Origin of the sequence: Pseudomonas fluorescens HK44 (assembly GCF_000217955.3) — a bacterium.
Lineage (GTDB): Bacteria > Pseudomonadota > Gammaproteobacteria > Pseudomonadales > Pseudomonadaceae > Aquipseudomonas > Aquipseudomonas fluorescens_AQ.
Genome location: NZ_AFOY02000019.1, coordinates 376261 through 391892 on the forward strand (window position 1 = coordinate 376261; position 15632 = coordinate 391892).

Annotated in this window: 17 protein-coding genes; 6 read left to right on the plus strand and 11 right to left on the minus strand. The window is 58.2% G+C overall.

The window, feature by feature from the left end; all coding sequences use genetic code 11:
• Positions 1 to 84: 84 nt before the first annotated feature.
• A complete protein-coding gene (locus HK44_RS24265; protein WP_019694080.1) occupies positions 85 to 1119 on the plus strand; it encodes a type IV pilus twitching motility protein PilT in 1035 nt (344 codons plus the stop codon).
• A 62-nt stretch (positions 1120 to 1181) separates the two neighbouring features.
• Here the strand turns inward: HK44_RS24265 and HK44_RS24270 are convergent, their stop codons facing one another.
• The gene (locus HK44_RS24270; protein WP_019694079.1) at positions 1182 to 1805 is read right to left on the minus strand and encodes a C40 family peptidase; all 624 of its coding nucleotides are present in this window, start codon (positions 1803 to 1805) and stop codon (positions 1182 to 1184) included.
• A 251-nt stretch (positions 1806 to 2056) separates the two neighbouring features.
• On the opposite strand from HK44_RS24270, the gene HK44_RS24275 reads away from it, so the two are divergent.
• Entirely contained in the window at positions 2057 to 2476 is a 420-nt protein-coding gene (locus tag HK44_RS24275) for an NINE protein (RefSeq protein WP_019694078.1), read from the plus strand.
• Between the two features lie 72 nt (positions 2477 to 2548).
• On the opposite strand, the gene HK44_RS24280 is transcribed toward HK44_RS24275, so the two are convergent.
• The 10 genes from HK44_RS24280 to gshB form a co-directional block, all read right to left on the minus strand.
• Positions 2549 to 2959, minus strand: a complete 411-nt coding sequence (locus tag HK44_RS24280) for a hypothetical protein (protein WP_019694077.1) — start codon at positions 2957 to 2959, stop codon at positions 2549 to 2551.
• Positions 2960 to 3012: 53 nt separating this feature from the next.
• Positions 3013 to 3999, minus strand: a complete 987-nt coding sequence (locus tag HK44_RS24285; RefSeq protein ID WP_019694076.1) for a lipid II-degrading bacteriocin — start codon at positions 3997 to 3999, stop codon at positions 3013 to 3015.
• A 285-nt stretch (positions 4000 to 4284) separates the two neighbouring features.
• Positions 4285 to 5262 (minus strand): IS5 family transposase, encoded by a 978-nt coding sequence (locus HK44_RS24290; protein ID WP_024264756.1) that lies wholly within the window; start codon positions 5260 to 5262, stop codon positions 4285 to 4287.
• Between the two features lie 475 nt (positions 5263 to 5737).
• Positions 5738 to 7009 (minus strand): dihydroorotase, encoded by a 1272-nt coding sequence (locus HK44_RS24295; protein ID WP_019694075.1) that lies wholly within the window; start codon positions 7007 to 7009, stop codon positions 5738 to 5740.
• Entirely contained in the window at positions 7006 to 8010 is a 1005-nt protein-coding gene (locus HK44_RS24300) for an aspartate carbamoyltransferase catalytic subunit (RefSeq protein ID WP_019694074.1), read from the minus strand. Before HK44_RS24300 ends, HK44_RS24295 begins: the two co-directional genes overlap by 4 nt.
• Positions 8011 to 8036: 26 nt before the next feature.
• Positions 8037 to 8543, minus strand: a complete 507-nt coding sequence (pyrR, locus tag HK44_RS24305; protein WP_019694073.1) for a bifunctional pyr operon transcriptional regulator/uracil phosphoribosyltransferase PyrR — start codon at positions 8541 to 8543, stop codon at positions 8037 to 8039.
• 97 nt (positions 8544 to 8640) lie between these two features.
• Positions 8641 to 9078, minus strand: coding sequence for a Holliday junction resolvase RuvX (ruvX, locus tag HK44_RS24310; protein WP_019694072.1), 438 nt, complete (start codon positions 9076 to 9078; stop codon positions 8641 to 8643).
• On the minus strand, positions 9078 to 9647 hold the full coding sequence (locus tag HK44_RS24315) for a YqgE/AlgH family protein (protein ID WP_019694071.1): 570 nt from the start codon (positions 9645 to 9647) through the stop codon (positions 9078 to 9080). The genes ruvX and HK44_RS24315 overlap by 1 nt, the downstream gene beginning before the upstream one ends.
• A 213-nt stretch (positions 9648 to 9860) precedes the next feature.
• Positions 9861 to 10760, minus strand: coding sequence for an energy transducer TonB (locus HK44_RS24320; RefSeq protein WP_019694070.1), 900 nt, complete (start codon positions 10758 to 10760; stop codon positions 9861 to 9863).
• Between the two features lie 77 nt (positions 10761 to 10837).
• Positions 10838 to 11791, minus strand: coding sequence for a glutathione synthase (gshB, locus tag HK44_RS24325; RefSeq protein WP_019694069.1), 954 nt, complete (start codon positions 11789 to 11791; stop codon positions 10838 to 10840).
• Between the two features lie 235 nt (positions 11792 to 12026).
• On the opposite strand from gshB, the gene pilG reads away from it, so the two are divergent.
• The 4 genes from pilG to HK44_RS24345 all read left to right on the plus strand — a co-directional run bounded on the left by pilG (position 12027) and on the right by HK44_RS24345 (position 15596).
• Complete coding sequence (gene pilG, locus HK44_RS24330; protein ID WP_019694068.1) at positions 12027 to 12431, plus strand: twitching motility response regulator PilG; 405 nt, start codon at positions 12027 to 12029, stop codon at positions 12429 to 12431.
• 57 nt (positions 12432 to 12488) lie between these two features.
• Complete coding sequence (gene pilH, locus HK44_RS24335; RefSeq protein ID WP_019694067.1) at positions 12489 to 12854, plus strand: twitching motility response regulator PilH; 366 nt, start codon at positions 12489 to 12491, stop codon at positions 12852 to 12854.
• 10 nt (positions 12855 to 12864) lie between these two features.
• Positions 12865 to 13404, plus strand: a complete 540-nt coding sequence (locus HK44_RS24340; protein ID WP_019694066.1) for a chemotaxis protein CheW — start codon at positions 12865 to 12867, stop codon at positions 13402 to 13404.
• A 131-nt stretch (positions 13405 to 13535) separates the two neighbouring features.
• On the plus strand, positions 13536 to 15596 hold the full coding sequence (locus HK44_RS24345; RefSeq protein ID WP_019694065.1) for a methyl-accepting chemotaxis protein: 2061 nt from the start codon (positions 13536 to 13538) through the stop codon (positions 15594 to 15596).
• The last annotated feature ends 36 nt before the right edge of the window (positions 15597 to 15632 follow it).

A 15632-nucleotide genomic window follows, 5' to 3' on the forward strand; every position in this document is an offset into this window, starting at 1 on the left:
TCATCGCTCGGCGACTTTTCAGGCCGGGATACTTGCCGCCGGCAGTCTGAGGTTCGCGGCATTCTACTGGAATTGGGGAGTGCTATGGATATCACTGAACTGCTGGCGTTCAGCGCCAAACAAGGGGCTTCCGACTTGCACCTGTCGGCGGGACTGCCGCCGATGATCCGGGTGGATGGCGATGTGCGGCGGATCAACCTGCCAGCGCTGGATGACAAGCAGGTGCGCGAGTTGATCTACGCGATCATGAACGACAAGCAGCGGGTGGAGTTCGAGCAGGCGCTGGAGACCGACTTTTCCTTCGAGGCGCCGGGTGTGGCGCGTTTTCGGGTCAATGCGTTCAATCAGTACCGCGGTCCGGGCGCGGTGTTCCGGACCATCCCCTCGAAAATCCAGAGCATGGAAGATCTGGGGATGGGGAATGTGTTTCGCCGTATTGCCGAGGTCTCGCGCGGGCTGGTGCTGGTCACCGGGCCGACAGGTTCCGGTAAGTCGACCACCCAGGCGGCGATGATCGATTACCTGAATAACCACCGGCATCACCATATCCTCACCATCGAAGACCCCATCGAATTCCTCCATGAATCACGCAAATGCCTGATCAATCAGCGTGAAGTGCACCGCGATACGCGCAGTTTCGCTACGGCATTGCGTTCGGCATTGCGCGAGGACCCAGACGTGATCCTGGTGGGGGAGATGCGCGATCTGGAAACCATCCGCCTGGCGCTGACGGCGGCAGAGACCGGGCATCTGGTTTTCGGCACCCTGCACACCAACTCGGCGGCGAAAACCATTGACCGGGTGGTAGACGTGTTTCCAGGCGATGAGAAGTCGATGGTGCGCTCGATGCTCTCGGAGTCGTTGCAGGCGGTGATTTCCCAAACGCTGATCAAGAAAATCGGCGGTGGCCGGGTGGCGGCCCACGAAATCATGCTTGGCACCTCGGCGATCCGTAACCTGATCCGCGAAGACAAGATTGCGCAGATGTACTCATCGATTCAGACCGGGGGTTCGTTGGGGATGCAGACGCTGGATATGAGCTTGAGGGATCTGGTGAACAAAGGCCTGATCAGTCGTGAGCATGCGCGGGAGAGGGCACGGTCACCGGATAATTTCTGAGGGGGGAGTGCAGGTCTGTGGTGAGGGGGCTTGCCCCCTCACCACAATGAACTTGCTTCGGATCAGCGCTGAGCGAGGCGCAGGGCTTTCGATTCTTTCGTTTCAACCCGCTTGGCAACCACGTAATGGCTTTCCCAGTACGGTTTCTTCAGGGTGTCGATGGTCACCGACTTGCCACGACGCGGTGCGTGGATGAAGCGGTCGTTGCCCAGGTAAATGGCGACGTGGTTGACCTTGCGGCTCTTGATGTTGAAGAAAATCAGGTCGCCCGGCTTCAAGTCCTTGCGATCGACTTTCTGTCCGTGACCGGCAGCCATGGCATTCGAGGTACGTGGCAGATCAGCTGCACCCACGCCATTGAAGGCGTATTTCACCAGACCGCTGCAATCGAAGCCTTTACTTGGGCTGCTGCCGCCCCAACGATAAGGAGTGCCAAGCACGTTTACCGCACGGCTCAGTACATTGCTGCTTTGTTTGGCCCCCATCGGCGGGACCGGTTTGCTGTCGGCCTTGCTCAGATGAGTCAGGCCTTTTACCGGGTGTTTGTTTTTGCTGGTAACGGCAGAAACATGAGATTTTGGGGTGTAACCATTAACGTTCGGAAGACGTTGCTCACGATTGGTGGCGTGGGCGGCCAGTGGCATTAATAGGCAAATGGTTAGCCATGTCTTGAAAAATGGACGCATTAGGCAAGGCTCTATGTAGGTAAGCGCGCAACTTTATAACAGCTTTTTTGTCCTTTCCGAGGCCGTTGGTCGATTCAACCCGGGGGTCAACTGCAGCAAAGAAGCGGCAAATGGACTCAATTGTCGGACAGAAGTCAGGTGTTACAAGGCTTTGACGGGAGGTGAGGTAGCATTTGCCACACGTCGGTCGCCTGTAAAAAAGTCACAAAGAATTCAAGAATATTTATCTATCGAGGCAAATGAGGGAACCCATGAACACCTATCGTCAGGATGTTTCACACCAGGACACCCACAGCAAGGTGATCGGTTACCTGCTGTGGATTTTCGGTTTTACCGGCTCTCACCGCTTCTATTACGGCAAACCGGTCACCGGTACGATCTGGTTTTTCACCTTCGGGTTGCTGGGCATTGGCTGGCTGATCGACCTGTTCCTGATCCCAGCCATGGACCGTGAAGCGGACCTGCGTTTTACCGCCGGCCCTATCGAGTACAACGTTGCCTGGATCCTGCTGACCTTCCTGGGCGTGTTCGGTCTGCACCGCATGTACCAAGGCAAGTGGCTGACGGGCCTGCTGTACCTGGTGACCGGCGGGTTGTTCTTTCTGGGGGTGCTGTATGACTTCTGGACGTTGAATGACCAGATTTCCGTACGTAACGCGCAGAGCCGTTAAGCACGTCAAAAGATCGCAGGCTTCGCCAGCTACAGGATGCGCGTAGCTGCCGCAGGCTGCGATCTTTCCGGCTTAAGCCGGATGATGTTTTTTCAATAATTGTATTTGAAGAGCAAAATAGGCCATTGCGGTGAAACTGTAAAATAGTGCAATGATGATGTGGTCGGGCATGTACCAATAATCAATGCTGCCTGCTAGAAGGAGGAAGGATATTGCTCCTGAAATAAATGAAAGTGTTTTTAGTCTAGCGCCTGCGGGGTGGCCGTTTTTCATTTTTATGCGGTGGGGTAGTTGTAGAAGGTGCATTGTTCCCAGCGTCAGGCATACAAGGATTATTGCGCCGATTGGTAGGCCTATTGAGTCTTGGTGGATAGGATAAACACCTGCTGAAAGATTGTTTATGATAGTGGCTATGCCTGCGCCAGATGTTACCAGGACAAGAAGCGGGTAGATGTAGTTTAAGTGATTTTGGTTTTTGTTCATGTTAATGGCTTCTTGAGTGCTGGAAGCAAGTGGCATAGTATGCTTGTTTTGAATTAGTTGGGTTGAAAACCAGTTCCGCTTAAGTGGATTCTGTATTCGCCCGGTATTTCAATTTCATAACTTGTTCCTGAAAGTACCCTGCCTGCCGAAGTCAAGGTCTCCAGTAGTGTCGAACGGTTGCTTTCGTTGAAATCATAAATATCATTATAAGCGTTCAAAACACCGTCAAACGTCCAGGACCCGTTTGTGTGTCTCGTAAAATCCCCTTCGGCTTTTAGAGTTATTCGGCCTAAGTAAGCAGCAGTGATTGCACTGTCATGTCGCGTGTCATAGGCTACTTTTGGATCTGATAGGCGGTAGCTTCCAGCCTCTCGCGTGCTGGCTATTGTGTTAGCTAATAGCGGGATTTCATGGGCTCTTATGTTCAGGCCGATATTGTTGATGTTAACGCTGAGTTTCGAACCGTCTCCCCATAGGTAGTGCGTGAATGCCTTTACTGGTGTGAATGTTCCGCCCGAAAGCTCGGGAGTCAATTTCTTGTATATTAGGCCGTATAGGTCGGTAGACGCTGCCCTGATCAGTGCTTCTTTGTTACTCAGTTTCTGTTGTGCCGCAAAGGCGTCGGCGAGGCTGAAATTCATGAGTTTGTTTTTAAAATACGCATGAGTGATGCTCGGCGCTTTGTTTAATAGGTAGTTGTCACTCTCTGTGATTTTCCAAAGGTCTTTTATGGCGCTGAAAGCGTCGTTGTTATTGATTGCTTTGTCTAACATTGTTAATTCGTACGTGAAAGCTTTTATGCCGCTTTTCATTTCTAGCCATGCGTGAAACATATCCATTTCAGCTGGGGAAATGGCGGAGCCATCGCATAGTGGCAATGAGTAAGTCATGCCGTCACTGGTGATGATGGCCTCTCCGACTCCCTGCCAATCAGCTATTGCAAACTTGCCCCATTGGAATCCGGGGTCAACAGTAAAGCCACCTGAATTTCCGGTAGTGCCCATGGTGACGATTGGAGGCAGTGTCAGTCCGTTTCTCATGTGTTACTCCATTTTATAGTCTCTGCTTTCAGGGCAGTATTTAGTTGGCTTTCCTTTTGCTGGTTTAATACTAACTGATGAGTTGTAAATCTGCGTCTAATAACCTTGTGGGTTGTTTCTGCTTGTGATGAAGCCCGCTTCGGAAGTTCTGAAGTACCCACCGATTTTTGATGCCTTCTCTGCGTGAGGTTCAAAAAACGCTGATTTGGTCGAAAAGCAGACCTTTCCACTCTTTAATTCATGATTTTTCCTCTAATCGCGCTGTTTCAGGGCGATTAGCCCGCATTACAGGCGCACCTCTCCTGCATTCAACAATCGTTTTCGCACCATCCACAAGTTCGACAAGGCGAACAACGTCGTCTGTTGAGCGATGTTTTTCGTCAGACCACGAAAGCGCACTTTCGTATAGCCAAACTGGCGCTTGATCACTCGAAATGGGTGCTCAACCTTGGCTCTGACTTGCGCTTTCGCATACTCAATTCCGCGTAGCGCACTGCCGATCACCGTGTCTTTGCCATGCTCTTTGTACGAACTGGGCCGTGCAGAAATCGACCAGATCATCTTGCGATCCTGATGTTCCGGGCGCTTCTGCACCCCGGTGTAACCGGCATCGCCACAGACGTGAACCTCTTCCCCATGAAGCAGTTGATCCACTTGTGTCACGTCCGCCACGTTGGCAGGAGTACCGACCACGCTATGAACCAAGCCCGAATCCGCATCGACGCCAATGTGGGATTTCATTCCAAAATAGTACTGATTTCCTTTCTTGGTCTGATGCATCTCGGGATCGCGTTTCTTGTCTTTATTCTTGGTTGAGCTGGGGGCATGAATGATCGTCGCATCCACTATCGTTCCGTGGCGCAACATCAATCCACGCTCACCCAGATAACCGTTGATAACCTGCAAAATCCCGCCCGCCAGGTCATGCTTCTCCAGCAAGCGGCGGAAGTTGAGGATCGTGGTTTCGTCAGGAATTCGATCCAGATGCAGCCCTGCAAACTGACGCAGGATCATCGTTTCATACAGCGATTCCTCCATCGCCGGATCGCTGTAGCCGAACCAGTTCTGCATCAGATGAACCCGCAACATGGCCAGCAACGGATACGCCGGACGACCGCCTTCACCCTTTGGATAATGCGGTTCGATCAAGGCAATCAACCCCTTCCAGGGCACGACTTGATCCATCTCGATCAGGAAGCGCTCACGGCGGGTTTGCTTACGTTTGCCGGCATACTCGGCATCGGCGAAGGACATCTGTTTCATCGGGGCTCAACCGGTCGATTCGTGTGAGGGGGTATTTCACCAGAGTTGGAAGTCTTTTTCAGAGTTTCCCTTCAGGCAATCTGCATGAATGCCGCGCTTCCCTGATTGTTGGATGGCTATTTCCTCAGGGTTTAAGGAAGTGGCTTACGGAGATGTATTAGTTGGCAGAGCTATTTGCATCTGCCTGTATCAGGGCATGTAGCTCAGGGCGGGGGGTGTACGGGGTGATGGGTGGGTTCGCGATGTTGGGAGGGGCTGTATGACTTCTGGACGTTGAATGACCAGATTTCGATTCGTAACGCGCAGAGCCGCTGAATATGTGGTGAGGGGGGGCTTTCCCCCGTTGGGCTGCGAAGCAGCCCCAAATCAGCAGCCGAGTTCTTTCAGATAGAACCCACTAGCTGGTTTTGCGACTGCTGCGCCCGAGCGCGGACCGGCCGACGGGGGCAAGCCCCCTCGCCACAGGTGACGCGCCTCACGCCTGGTGGGTGATCCGTCCGTCCATCAGGGTGTAGCGCACCACGCCTGGCAGGCTATGGCCGAGGAACGGGCAGTTTTCGCCCTTCGACAGCCAGTGCTCACCGGCTACGGTGGAGGCGGCTGGATCGAACACCACCAGGTCCGCCGGAGCGCCCACCGCCAGCTTGCCCACTGGCAGGCGCAGGGCGTCGGCCGGGCCGGCACTCAGGCGTGCCAGCAGCGTTGGCAGATCGAGCAAGCCGTCTTCCACCAGCGTCAAGGCCAGCGGCAGTAGCAGTTCAACGCTGCTGATGCCCGGCTCGGTTGCGCCGAACGGTGCCAGCTTGGCGTCGCGCTCGTGCGGTTGATGATGGCTGGAGATGGCTTGAACCACCCCGGACTTCACGGCGGCACGCAGGCCATCGCGGTCAGCGCGGGTGCGCAGTGGCGGCTGGATGTGATACAGGCTGTTGAAGTCGATCAGCGCCTCGTCGGTGAGAATCAGCTGATACAGCGCCACATCGGCCGTCACCGGCAGGCCACGGGCCTGAGCCTGAGCGATCAATGCCACGCCACGGGCGCTGGTGAGCTGGCTGAAGTGCGCCCGCACGCCGGATTGTTCGACCAGCAGCAGGTCGCGGGCCAGGGCCACGGTTTCAGCAGTTTCGGGAATTCCCGGCAAGCCGAGGAAACTCGCGGTCGGGCCTTCGTGAGCCAGGCCACCTTCGGCCAGGTCATGATCTTGCGAATGGAAGATCACCGTCAGGTCGAATGTTGCCGCGTATTCCAGCGCCCGGCACAGGGTGCGGGTGTTGCGGAAACTCTCCAGACCGTTGCCGAAAGCAATGCAACCGGCATCGCGCAGGGCAATCAGCTCGGCCAGCTGTTCGCCGTCCAGACCTTTGCTCAGGGCGCCAATCGGGAAGACCTTGGCATTGCCGGCTTCGCGGGCGCGGTCGAGGATCAGTTCGGCCACGGCAGAGGTGTCCAGCACCGGTTTGGTCCGTGGCGGGCAGCACAGGCTGGTGACGCCGCCCGCCGCAGCGGCGCGGGTTTCGCTGGTAATCGTGCCTTTGCGGCTGTAACCCGGCTCGCGCAGAGCGACGTTCAGGTCGACGAGGCCGGGAGCGACCACCAGACCTTTGGCTTCAATGGTCTCGACAGCGACGAAACCGGCTGGAGCGGCGCCAATGGCGACGATCTTGCAGGCTTCGATGTGAATATCGGTGACTTGATCCAGACCGCTGCTCGGATCGATGACGCGGGCGCCGAGAATGCTGAGCTTCACTGGGCCTTCTCCTGCTCGAATTGGCGCTGGGCAGTCTGCCCGCTCATGGCCATGGACAACACGGCCATACGAATGGCGATCCCGTAGGTCACCTGATTGAGAATCACCGAGTGCGGACCGTCGGCCACCGCCGATTCGATCTCCACGCCCCGGTTTATCGGGCCCGGGTGCATGACGATGGCATCCGGTTTGGCACCGGCCAGGCGCGCAGTGGTCAGGCCGAACAGGCGATAGAACTCGCCCTCGCTCGGCAGCAGGCCGCCGGTCATGCGTTCACGCTGCAGGCGCAGCATGATCACCACGTCGACGTCCTTCAGGCCTTCGGTCATGTCGGTGTAGACCTTCACGCCGTACTGCTCGATACCGATCGGCAGCAGGGTTTTCGGCGCAATCACGCGGATGTCCGGGCAGCCGAGGGTTTTCAGCGCGAGCATGTTCGAGCGTGCAACCCGCGAGTGCAGGATGTCGCCGACGATGGCCACCGAAAGGTTTTCAAAGCTGCCTTTGTGCCGACGGATGGTCAGCATGTCGAGCATGCCCTGGGTCGGGTGGGCGTGACGGCCGTCACCACCGTTGATGATCGCCACCTGCGGGCACACATGTTCGGCGATGAAGTGCGCAGCGCCAGAGTCGCCGTGGCGCACGACGAACATGTCGGCGGCCATGGCTTCAAGGTTGCGCAGGGTGTCGAGCAGGGTTTCGCCCTTGCTCGCCGACGACGTCGACACGTTCAGGGTGATCACGTCTGCCGACAGCCGCTGGGCCGCCAGTTCGAAGGTGGTACGGGTGCGGGTGGAATTTTCGAAGAACACGTTGCACACGGTCTTGCCGCGCAGCAGCGGGACTTTCTTGACCGCCCGGGCGCCGACTTCAAGGAACGAGTCGGCGGTGTCGAGGATTTCCGTCAGCAGCTCGCGGCGCAGACCGTCGAGCGAGAGGAAGTGGCGCAGCTGGCCCTGATCATTGAGCTGCAGCGGGCGCTTGGTGTCTAAAGGCGTCATCGCAATGGACTCTTTAAAAGGGCGAATTAAAGGGCGAGGTCTTGCAGTTCGAGTTGCAGCGGGTCGGGGCCGGTCAGCTTGACCCGTTCGTGGGCCGCCAGCGACAGGGTGGCGCCCACCACGTTCGGACGAATCGGCAGCTCGCCGGCATCCAGATCGAGCAAGCACACGAGGGTGATGCTGGCCGGGCGGCCATAGTCGAAGAGTTCGTTCATGGCGGCGCGGATGGTCCGACCGCTCATCAGTACGTCGTCGATCAGCACCAGATGCTGGCCTTCGATTTCGAACGGCAGCGCCGAAGGGCGAACCTGCGGGTGCAGGCCGCTCTGGCTGAAGTCGTCGCGGTAGAAGGAAACGTCCAGCGTGCCCAGTGGCGCGTCGCTGCCAAGCTCTTCGAGCAAGGCCTGGGCGACCCATACACCACCGGTGCGAATGCCGATGTAGCGCGGTTCACTGATGCCCCGTTTGGCCAGATAGGTGTCAAGACGGACCGCCATTTGGCTGATCAGTTCGGCGGGATTGGGCAGGCTCATGGTTGCTCCTTCATGGGCCCGAGCACGCTGCGTGCACAGTGCGGCTCGGGTTGTAGCGAAGAGAGGCACTGCGGCGCCTCTTCAGGATTCGGCTGTTTCAGGATTCGAACAACGCCCCGTTTTCGTCGAGCCAGCCTTGCAGCAGCAGGGCGGCGGCGATGGCGTCGACCGGGTTGTCGCGGTAACTGCCTTTCTGCCCGCCCTGTGCCCGCCGTTCACCTTTGGCCTCAAAGGTGGTCAGGCGTTCATCGTGGGTATAGAAGGGCAGGTTGTAGCGGCCATTCAGGCGGCGGGCGAACTTCTCGGCCCGCAAGCACATGTCACTGGGTGTGCCATCCATGTTCAGCGGGAGGCCGACCACCACAGCGTCGGGTTTCCATTCCTTGATCAGGGCTTCGACCTGATTCCAGTCAGGAATGCCGTTTTGCGCCTTCAAGGTGCAGAGCTCACGGGCCTGGCCGGTAATCACCTGGCCGACCGCAACGCCGATCTGTTTGGTGCCGTAGTCAAAACCCAGAATCAGACGCAGGGCCATCAGGCGTGTCCCGCCTGACTGGTTAGCAGGCTGAGGTTGATGCCCAGGCGCTTGGCGGCTGCTTCCAGGCGCAGTTCGCTGCTGGTGTTGAACAGGATGTCGGCATCGAACGGGCAGGTCAGCCAGGCATTGTCGGCCAGCTCGGTCTCCAGCTGCCCGGCTTCCCAGCCGGCGTAACCGAGGGCGATCAGGCTTTTGCTCGGGCCAACACCGTCCGCGATGGCAAACAGCACGTCCTGGGAAGTGGACAGCGCCAGGCCATCCAGTTCGACCGTGGCCTGATACGTCGAGCCGATCGGGTGCAGGACAAAGCCGCGATCGGTCTGCACCGGGCCGCCAGTGAAAATCGGCACGTGCTGGCACAGCGGCGAGGGTTCGATGTCGGGGCGCAATTGCTCGAGAATGTCCGCCAGGCTCAGGTCTTGTGGGCGGTTGATGATCAACCCCATGGCACCATTGGCCGTGTGCTCGACGATGTAGGTCAAGGTGTGCGCAAAGTTCGGGTCGGCCATGTGAGGCATGGCGATCAGGAAGTGATGCTTGAGGTAGCTCGGGCTGACGTTCTTCATAGGCGCTAGTGTGGCGTTGGAGGGGCAAACTGACAAGCTGGGGATGCGTAGGAAATGGTTGCGTGGGCGTCTTTTTGATAGGGGTTCGCTTGTGGGCCTCATCGTGGGCAAGCCTTGCTCCTACAGGGCGAGCACGGTTTCATGTCCAAGGGTGACCTGTAGGAGCAAGGCTTGCCCGCGATGGCGTCGGATCAATCAATAGATATCCGTCGGTCAGTTACTGGAGAGCTTGTCTCCGCGCGCAAATTTCCACGTGCGAATGATTTCCAGCCGGTCGATATCCGACAGGTCGCCGGTAAACGGCGCAAACGGTGCGGCCAGGCGGACGATGCGCTGCGCGGCTTGATCCAGCAGCGGCTGGCCGGAAGATTCCAGCACCAGCACTTCATACAGCGACCCGTCGTGGTTGATCGAGACCATCAGTCGCAAATTGCCGTAGATCTGCTTGCGCCGGGCTTCTTCCGGGTAATTCAGGTTGCCGATACGCTCGACCTTCTTGCGCCATTCGTCCTTATACCAGGCGCCCTTGTCGCGCATGGTCGAGGCGGCGCTCAGGCGGTGGATACGCGGGCGCTTGGCATACAGCTGTTGTTCGTTGGCCAGTTCCGCTTCCAGACTGGCGATGTCGCTGGACAGCTGCGAGCTGTCGAATGTCGGTGTCGCCGCCTTGGGCGTCGGCTCGGCCTTGACCTCTTGCTTCCTGGTCGCGGCTTTCTTCGGCGCGGGTGCGATGGTCGTCACGGCGGCCTTCGGCGCGGCTTCCTCTACCTGGGGTTTGACCGCCGGCGGGGGCGAGACCTTTTGCACCTTGTTGTCCTGGAATGGTGCGATCTCGGTGGTCTTGGGGATCGCCTTCTTATCCAGGGTGCCGCTGCCTTGCTGGTTTTCCTGGGCGAGGAAGTCGGCTTTGGCAGGCTTTTTTTCGCTTTTGAAGGTAGCGAGGGTGATTTCCAGGGTTTTGCTGATCTGCTTGGGTTCGACAAAGGTGAACCCGACGCCCAACAGCAAGGCCAGGTGAATCAGCGCCGCGAGAAACAGGGTAAAACCGAGGCGATCGGCCGGGCGCACGCCGCGGTGGGCGAGTTCGGGAGGCAGATCGGACGGAAGTGTCATAACAAGAAAACCAACATCGCGTTTTTCACAGGCCGCGCATGATAACGCAATGTTGGTGGTGACTTGGGTGTTCTATATCAACGCGCTTTAAGCTTCTGATCGATGGCAGCCATCAGCATTTCGCCGATGTTCGTGCCAAAAGCGTTGTCGATCTCGCGGATGCAGGTCGGACTGGTGACGTTGATTTCGGTCAGGTGCTCGCCGATTACGTCGAGGCCGACGAACAGCAAGCCCTTTTCACGCAGGGTCGGGCCGACCTGTGCGGCGATCCAGCGGTCCTTGTCGGTCAGCGGGCGTGCTTCGCCACGGCCACCGGCGGCCAGGTTGCCACGAGTTTCGCCAGCGGCGGGAATCCGCGCCAGGCAGTAATCCACCGGTTCGCCATCGATCATCAGGATGCGCTTGTCGCCGTCCTTGATCGCCGGCAGGTAACCCTGGGCCATGATCTGCTGTTTGCCGTGCTGGGTCAGGGTTTCGAGGATGACCGAGAGGTTCGGATGGCCTTTGGTGTGACGGAAGATCGAAGCACCACCCATGCCGTCCAGCGGCTTGAGAATCACATCGCCGTGATGATCGGCGAAATCGCGCAATACATCGGGACGGCGGCTGACTACGGTCGGCGGCGTGCACTGCGGGAACAGCGTGGCGAACAGTTTTTCGTTGCAGTCGCGCAGGCTCTGCGGTTTGTTGACTACCAGTACGCCAGCGCGCTCGGCTTGCTCCAGCAGGTAGGTGGAGTAGACGAACTCCATGTCGAACGGCGGGTCCTTGCGCATCAGGATCACGTCCAGATCGCTCAGTGGCACATCGGTTTCGGCTTCCAGCTCAAACCATTTTTGCGGGTTGGCGAAGACTTTCAAAGGACGCATCCGCGCCCGGGCTTCACCTTCGGCCTGGTACAGATCACGCTGTTCCATATAGAACAGCGTCCAGCCGCGCGCCTGGGCAGCCAACAGCATGGCCAGCGAGCTATCCTTTTTATAGGAAATGCTGGCAATAGGGTCCATGACAATCCCGACGCGAACGCTCATGGGTTTTTCCTCGAAATTTGGGTGGTCGAAGCGACATGAAAAAGTGGCGTCAGAGTGGCGCTGAGTGTGTTCCCGGTCAAGGAAAAACCACCTTGAGGGTTGCTCGATAGATTGGATTTGGAGACTGTGCTAAAAAGGCTGCCATATCGTTCTGGCCCTTGAACATCAAGGGTTTCGAGCCCTTGGTAAGCTGCAAACGGACAATTTGATTCGCAAAGGCGACGGTAGAGCAGATATGGAACAGCATTCCAGCGCCTTGAAGGTCATGGTGATCGACGATTCGAAAACGATTCGCCGTACCGCCGAAACGTTGTTGAAAAACGTGGGCTGTGAGGTCATCACGGCCATTGATGGTTTCGATGCCCTGGCCAAGATTGCCGACAATCATCCCGGCATCATCTTTGTCGACATCATGATGCCGCGTCTGGATGGCTATCAGACCTGCGCCTTGATCAAGAACAACAGCGCGTTCAAGTCCACGCCAGTGATTATGCTGTCGTCCAAGGACGGGTTGTTCGACAAGGCCAAGGGGCGCATCGTCGGCTCCGACCAGTTTTTGACCAAACCTTTCAGCAAGGAAGAACTGCTGAACGCGATCCAGGCCCATGTACCGGGCTTTGCCGTTGTTTCGCCGCAGTAAGACACGCACAGTGACGCTCGGCCAGCGGGCCCGGCGTCTACAAGAATGGGGAAGACCATGGCACGTATTCTGATCGTCGATGATTCGCCGACCGAAATGTACAAACTGACTGGCATGCTGGAAAAGCACGGTCACGAAGTGTTGAAAGCCGAAAACGGCGCAGACGGCGTGGCACTGGCCCGTCAGGAAAAACCCGACGCGGTGCTGATGGACATCGTCATGCCCGGCCTCAACGGTTTCCAGGCCACCCGCCAGCTGACCAAAGACCCGGAAACCGGGCACATCCCGGTGATCATCATCACCACCAAGGATCAGGAAACCGACAAGGTCTGGGGCACCCGCCAGGGCGCCAGGGACTACCTCACCAAGCCGGTGGAAGAAGACACCCTGATCAAGACCCTGAACAACGTGCTGGCAGGCTGACGGCCGACCCATGGCCGAATCGCTGACTGCCTTCGAACTGCTGCTGCAGATCGATCAGCGCTGCCGTCTGCTGGCGGCTGACCTGCCTTCGCAGCAAACCCGCAACCACGGCTGGAGCGGGATCGGCTTTCGCCTCGGCGAGTGCTGGTACGTGGCGCCGATGGGCGAGGTCAGCGAGGTGTTGCACGAGCCGCGACTGACTCAGCTGCCGGGGGTCAAGTCGTGGGTCAGGGGCGTGGCCAACCTGCGCGGACGACTGTTGCCGGTCATGGATCTGTGCGGTTTCCTCGGGGTTGAATTGTCTGCGCCGCGCAAGCAGCGGCGTGTACTGGTCGTTGAGTATAAAGAGGTGTTCGTCGGATTGATGGTCGAGGAGGTGCTGGGCATGCAGCACTTTAACCAGGCCAGTTTCGAGCCGGCGTCACTGGACGCGCAGAACGGCCCGGCGGGGGCTTTCATAAAGGGACAGTTCGAGCGTGAGCAGCGTTGGCAGGTCTTCAGCCCGTTTGCCCTGGCACAGTCCCCACGGTTCATGGATGTAGCGGTGTAGCCCTGTAGGAGCAAGGCTTGCCCGCGATGAACGATTACGCGGTGAGCCTGCAAAACCGCGTCGTTCCTATCGCGGGCAAGCCTTGCTCCTACAAGGGCGAGAGTTGAATTGGGCAGAACGGGCGAGGATCGATGATAAAAGCAAATACAGGCAAGGCTACGGAAGGGTCGCGCAGTCGTGCACAGATCATTGTGCTGTTCATGGCGCTGATCGTGTTCATCGTGTTGCTGTTCGCCAACTTCGCCTACCTCAATACCCAGGCCTCCTACGACAAGCAATACATTGGGCACGCCGGAGAGCTGCGCGTGCTGTCCCAGCGCATTGCCAAAAACGCCACTGAAGCGGCGGCCGGCAAAGCGGCGGCGTTCAAGCTGCTGAGTGATTCGCGTAACGACTTCGCCCAACGTTGGGGTTACCTGAAAAAAGGCGACCCGACCACCGGTCTGCCACCAGCCCCCCACGAGGTACACGCGCAAATGCGAGCGGTGCAGCTGGACTGGGAGCGCCTGCTGAAAAATACCGATGCGATCCTTTCCAGTGAACAGACTGTACTGTCGCTGCATCAGGTCGCCGCGACCCTGGCCGAGACCGTGCCGCAGTTGCAGGTCGAGTACGAAAAAGTCGTCGAAATCCTGCTCCAGCGCGGCGCACCTGCTACTCAGGTCGCCATGGCTCAGCGCCAGTCGTTGCTGGCCGAACGGATCCTGGGCGCGGTCAACACGGTGCTCGCCGGCGACGAAAATGCCCAACAGGCTGCCGATGCCTTTGGCCGTGATGCCGCGCGCTTCGGTCAGGTGCTCAACGGCATGCTTCAAGGCAATCCGCTGATGAAAATCAGCCAGGTCGAAGACCAGGACGCCCGTGCCCGGCTGACCGAGATTGCCGAGCTGTTCGAATTCGTTTCGGGCTCGGTCGACGAGATCCTCGAAACTTCGCCTGAACTGTTGAAGGTCCGCGAGTCGGCGGGCAACATCTTCAACTTGTCGCAGACCTTGCTCGATGAAGCCTCGCACCTGGCCAACGGCTTCGAAAACATGGTGGGCGGGCGTTCGACCGATACCATCGGCGGTTACGTGCTGGGCTTGCTGGCGCTGACTTCAATCATCCTGATCGGCCTGGTGATGGTCCGTGAAACCAATCGCCAGTTGCGGGAAACTGCCGAGAAGAACGAACGTAACCAGAACGCGATCATGCGCTTGCTCGACGAGATCGAAGACCTTGCCGATGGCGACCTGACGGTCACGGCATCGGTGACCGAAGACTTCACCGGGACCATCGCCGACTCGATCAATTACTCGGTCGATCAGCTGCGCGATCTGGTCGCGACCATCAACCTGACCGCCGGCCAGGTTGCTGCTGCGGTGCAGGAAACCCAGGCGACCGCGATGCACCTGGCCCAGGCCTCGGAGCATCAGGCGCAGCAGATTTGCGAAGCCTCGACGGCGATCAACGAGATGGCCCAGTCCATCGATCAGGTCTCGGCCAATGCCGCCGAATCGTCCGCCGTTGCCGAGCGCTCGGTGGAGATCGCCAATAAGGGCAACGAGGTGGTGCACAACACCATTCACGGCATGGACAATATCCGCGAGCAGATTCAGGACACGGCCAAGCGGATCAAGCGTCTGGGCGAGTCGTCCCAGGAAATCGGCGACATCGTCAGCCTGATCGACGACATTGCCGACCAGACCAACATTCTCGCGCTGAACGCCGCCATCCAGGCCTCCATGGCCGGTGACGCCGGACGCGGTTTCGCGGTGGTTGCCGATGAAGTCCAGCGGCTGGCGGAACGTTCGTCGGCGGCCACCCGGCAAATTGAAACCCTGGTGCGGGCGATCCAGACTGACACCAATGAAGCGGTGATTTCCATGGAGCAGACCACCACCGAAGTGGTGCGTGGCGCGCGACTGGCGCAGGATGCGGGGGTGGCCCTGGAAGAAATCGAAGGCGTATCGAAAACGCTCGCGGCGTTGATCCAGAGTATTTCCAACGCGGCGCAGCAACAGACGTCTTCGGCGGGTCAGATATCCTTGACGATGAACGTGATCCAGCAGATCACCACGCAGACCTCGTCGGGCTCCACGGCCACCGCCGAGAGCATCGGCAACCTGGCGAAGATGGCCAGCCAGCTGCGGCGTTCGGTGTCTGGCTTCACCTTGCCGGCCGAGCCTGAGCGCAGCGCCGACAAGGCTTGAACGATGTCTGCTGGAAAAGCATTTTGATGGGAGTGG

What these genes read in the sequence shown, in the direction of transcription:
- pyrR (WP_019694073.1), bottom strand. Translation starts at nt 8,543, where the DNA reads ATGAGCCTGCCCAATCCCGCCGAACTGATCAGCCAAATGGCGGTCCGT.
- HK44_RS24345 (WP_019694065.1), top strand. Translation starts at nt 13,536, where the DNA reads ATGATAAAAGCAAATACAGGCAAGGCTACGGAAGGGTCGCGCAGTCGT.
- HK44_RS24290 (WP_024264756.1), bottom strand. Translation starts at nt 5,262, where the DNA reads ATGAAACAGATGTCCTTCGCCGATGCCGAGTATGCCGGCAAACGTAAG.
- HK44_RS24340 (WP_019694066.1), top strand. Translation starts at nt 12,865, where the DNA reads ATGGCCGAATCGCTGACTGCCTTCGAACTGCTGCTGCAGATCGATCAG.
- gshB (WP_019694069.1), bottom strand. Translation starts at nt 11,791, where the DNA reads ATGAGCGTTCGCGTCGGGATTGTCATGGACCCTATTGCCAGCATTTCC.
- HK44_RS24315 (WP_019694071.1), bottom strand. Translation starts at nt 9,647, where the DNA reads ATGAAGAACGTCAGCCCGAGCTACCTCAAGCATCACTTCCTGATCGCC.
- ruvX (WP_019694072.1), bottom strand. Translation starts at nt 9,078, where the DNA reads ATGGCCCTGCGTCTGATTCTGGGTTTTGACTACGGCACCAAACAGATC.
- HK44_RS24265 (WP_019694080.1), top strand. Translation starts at nt 85, where the DNA reads ATGGATATCACTGAACTGCTGGCGTTCAGCGCCAAACAAGGGGCTTCC.
- HK44_RS24280 (WP_019694077.1), bottom strand. Translation starts at nt 2,959, where the DNA reads ATGAACAAAAACCAAAATCACTTAAACTACATCTACCCGCTTCTTGTC.
- HK44_RS24300 (WP_019694074.1), bottom strand. Translation starts at nt 8,010, where the DNA reads ATGACGCCTTTAGACACCAAGCGCCCGCTGCAGCTCAATGATCAGGGC.
- HK44_RS24320 (WP_019694070.1), bottom strand. Translation starts at nt 10,760, where the DNA reads ATGACACTTCCGTCCGATCTGCCTCCCGAACTCGCCCACCGCGGCGTG.
- HK44_RS24270 (WP_019694079.1), bottom strand. Translation starts at nt 1,805, where the DNA reads ATGCGTCCATTTTTCAAGACATGGCTAACCATTTGCCTATTAATGCCA.
- pilG (WP_019694068.1), top strand. Translation starts at nt 12,027, where the DNA reads ATGGAACAGCATTCCAGCGCCTTGAAGGTCATGGTGATCGACGATTCG.
- HK44_RS24275 (WP_019694078.1), top strand. Translation starts at nt 2,057, where the DNA reads ATGAACACCTATCGTCAGGATGTTTCACACCAGGACACCCACAGCAAG.
- pilH (WP_019694067.1), top strand. Translation starts at nt 12,489, where the DNA reads ATGGCACGTATTCTGATCGTCGATGATTCGCCGACCGAAATGTACAAA.
- HK44_RS24285 (WP_019694076.1), bottom strand. Translation starts at nt 3,999, where the DNA reads ATGAGAAACGGACTGACACTGCCTCCAATCGTCACCATGGGCACTACC.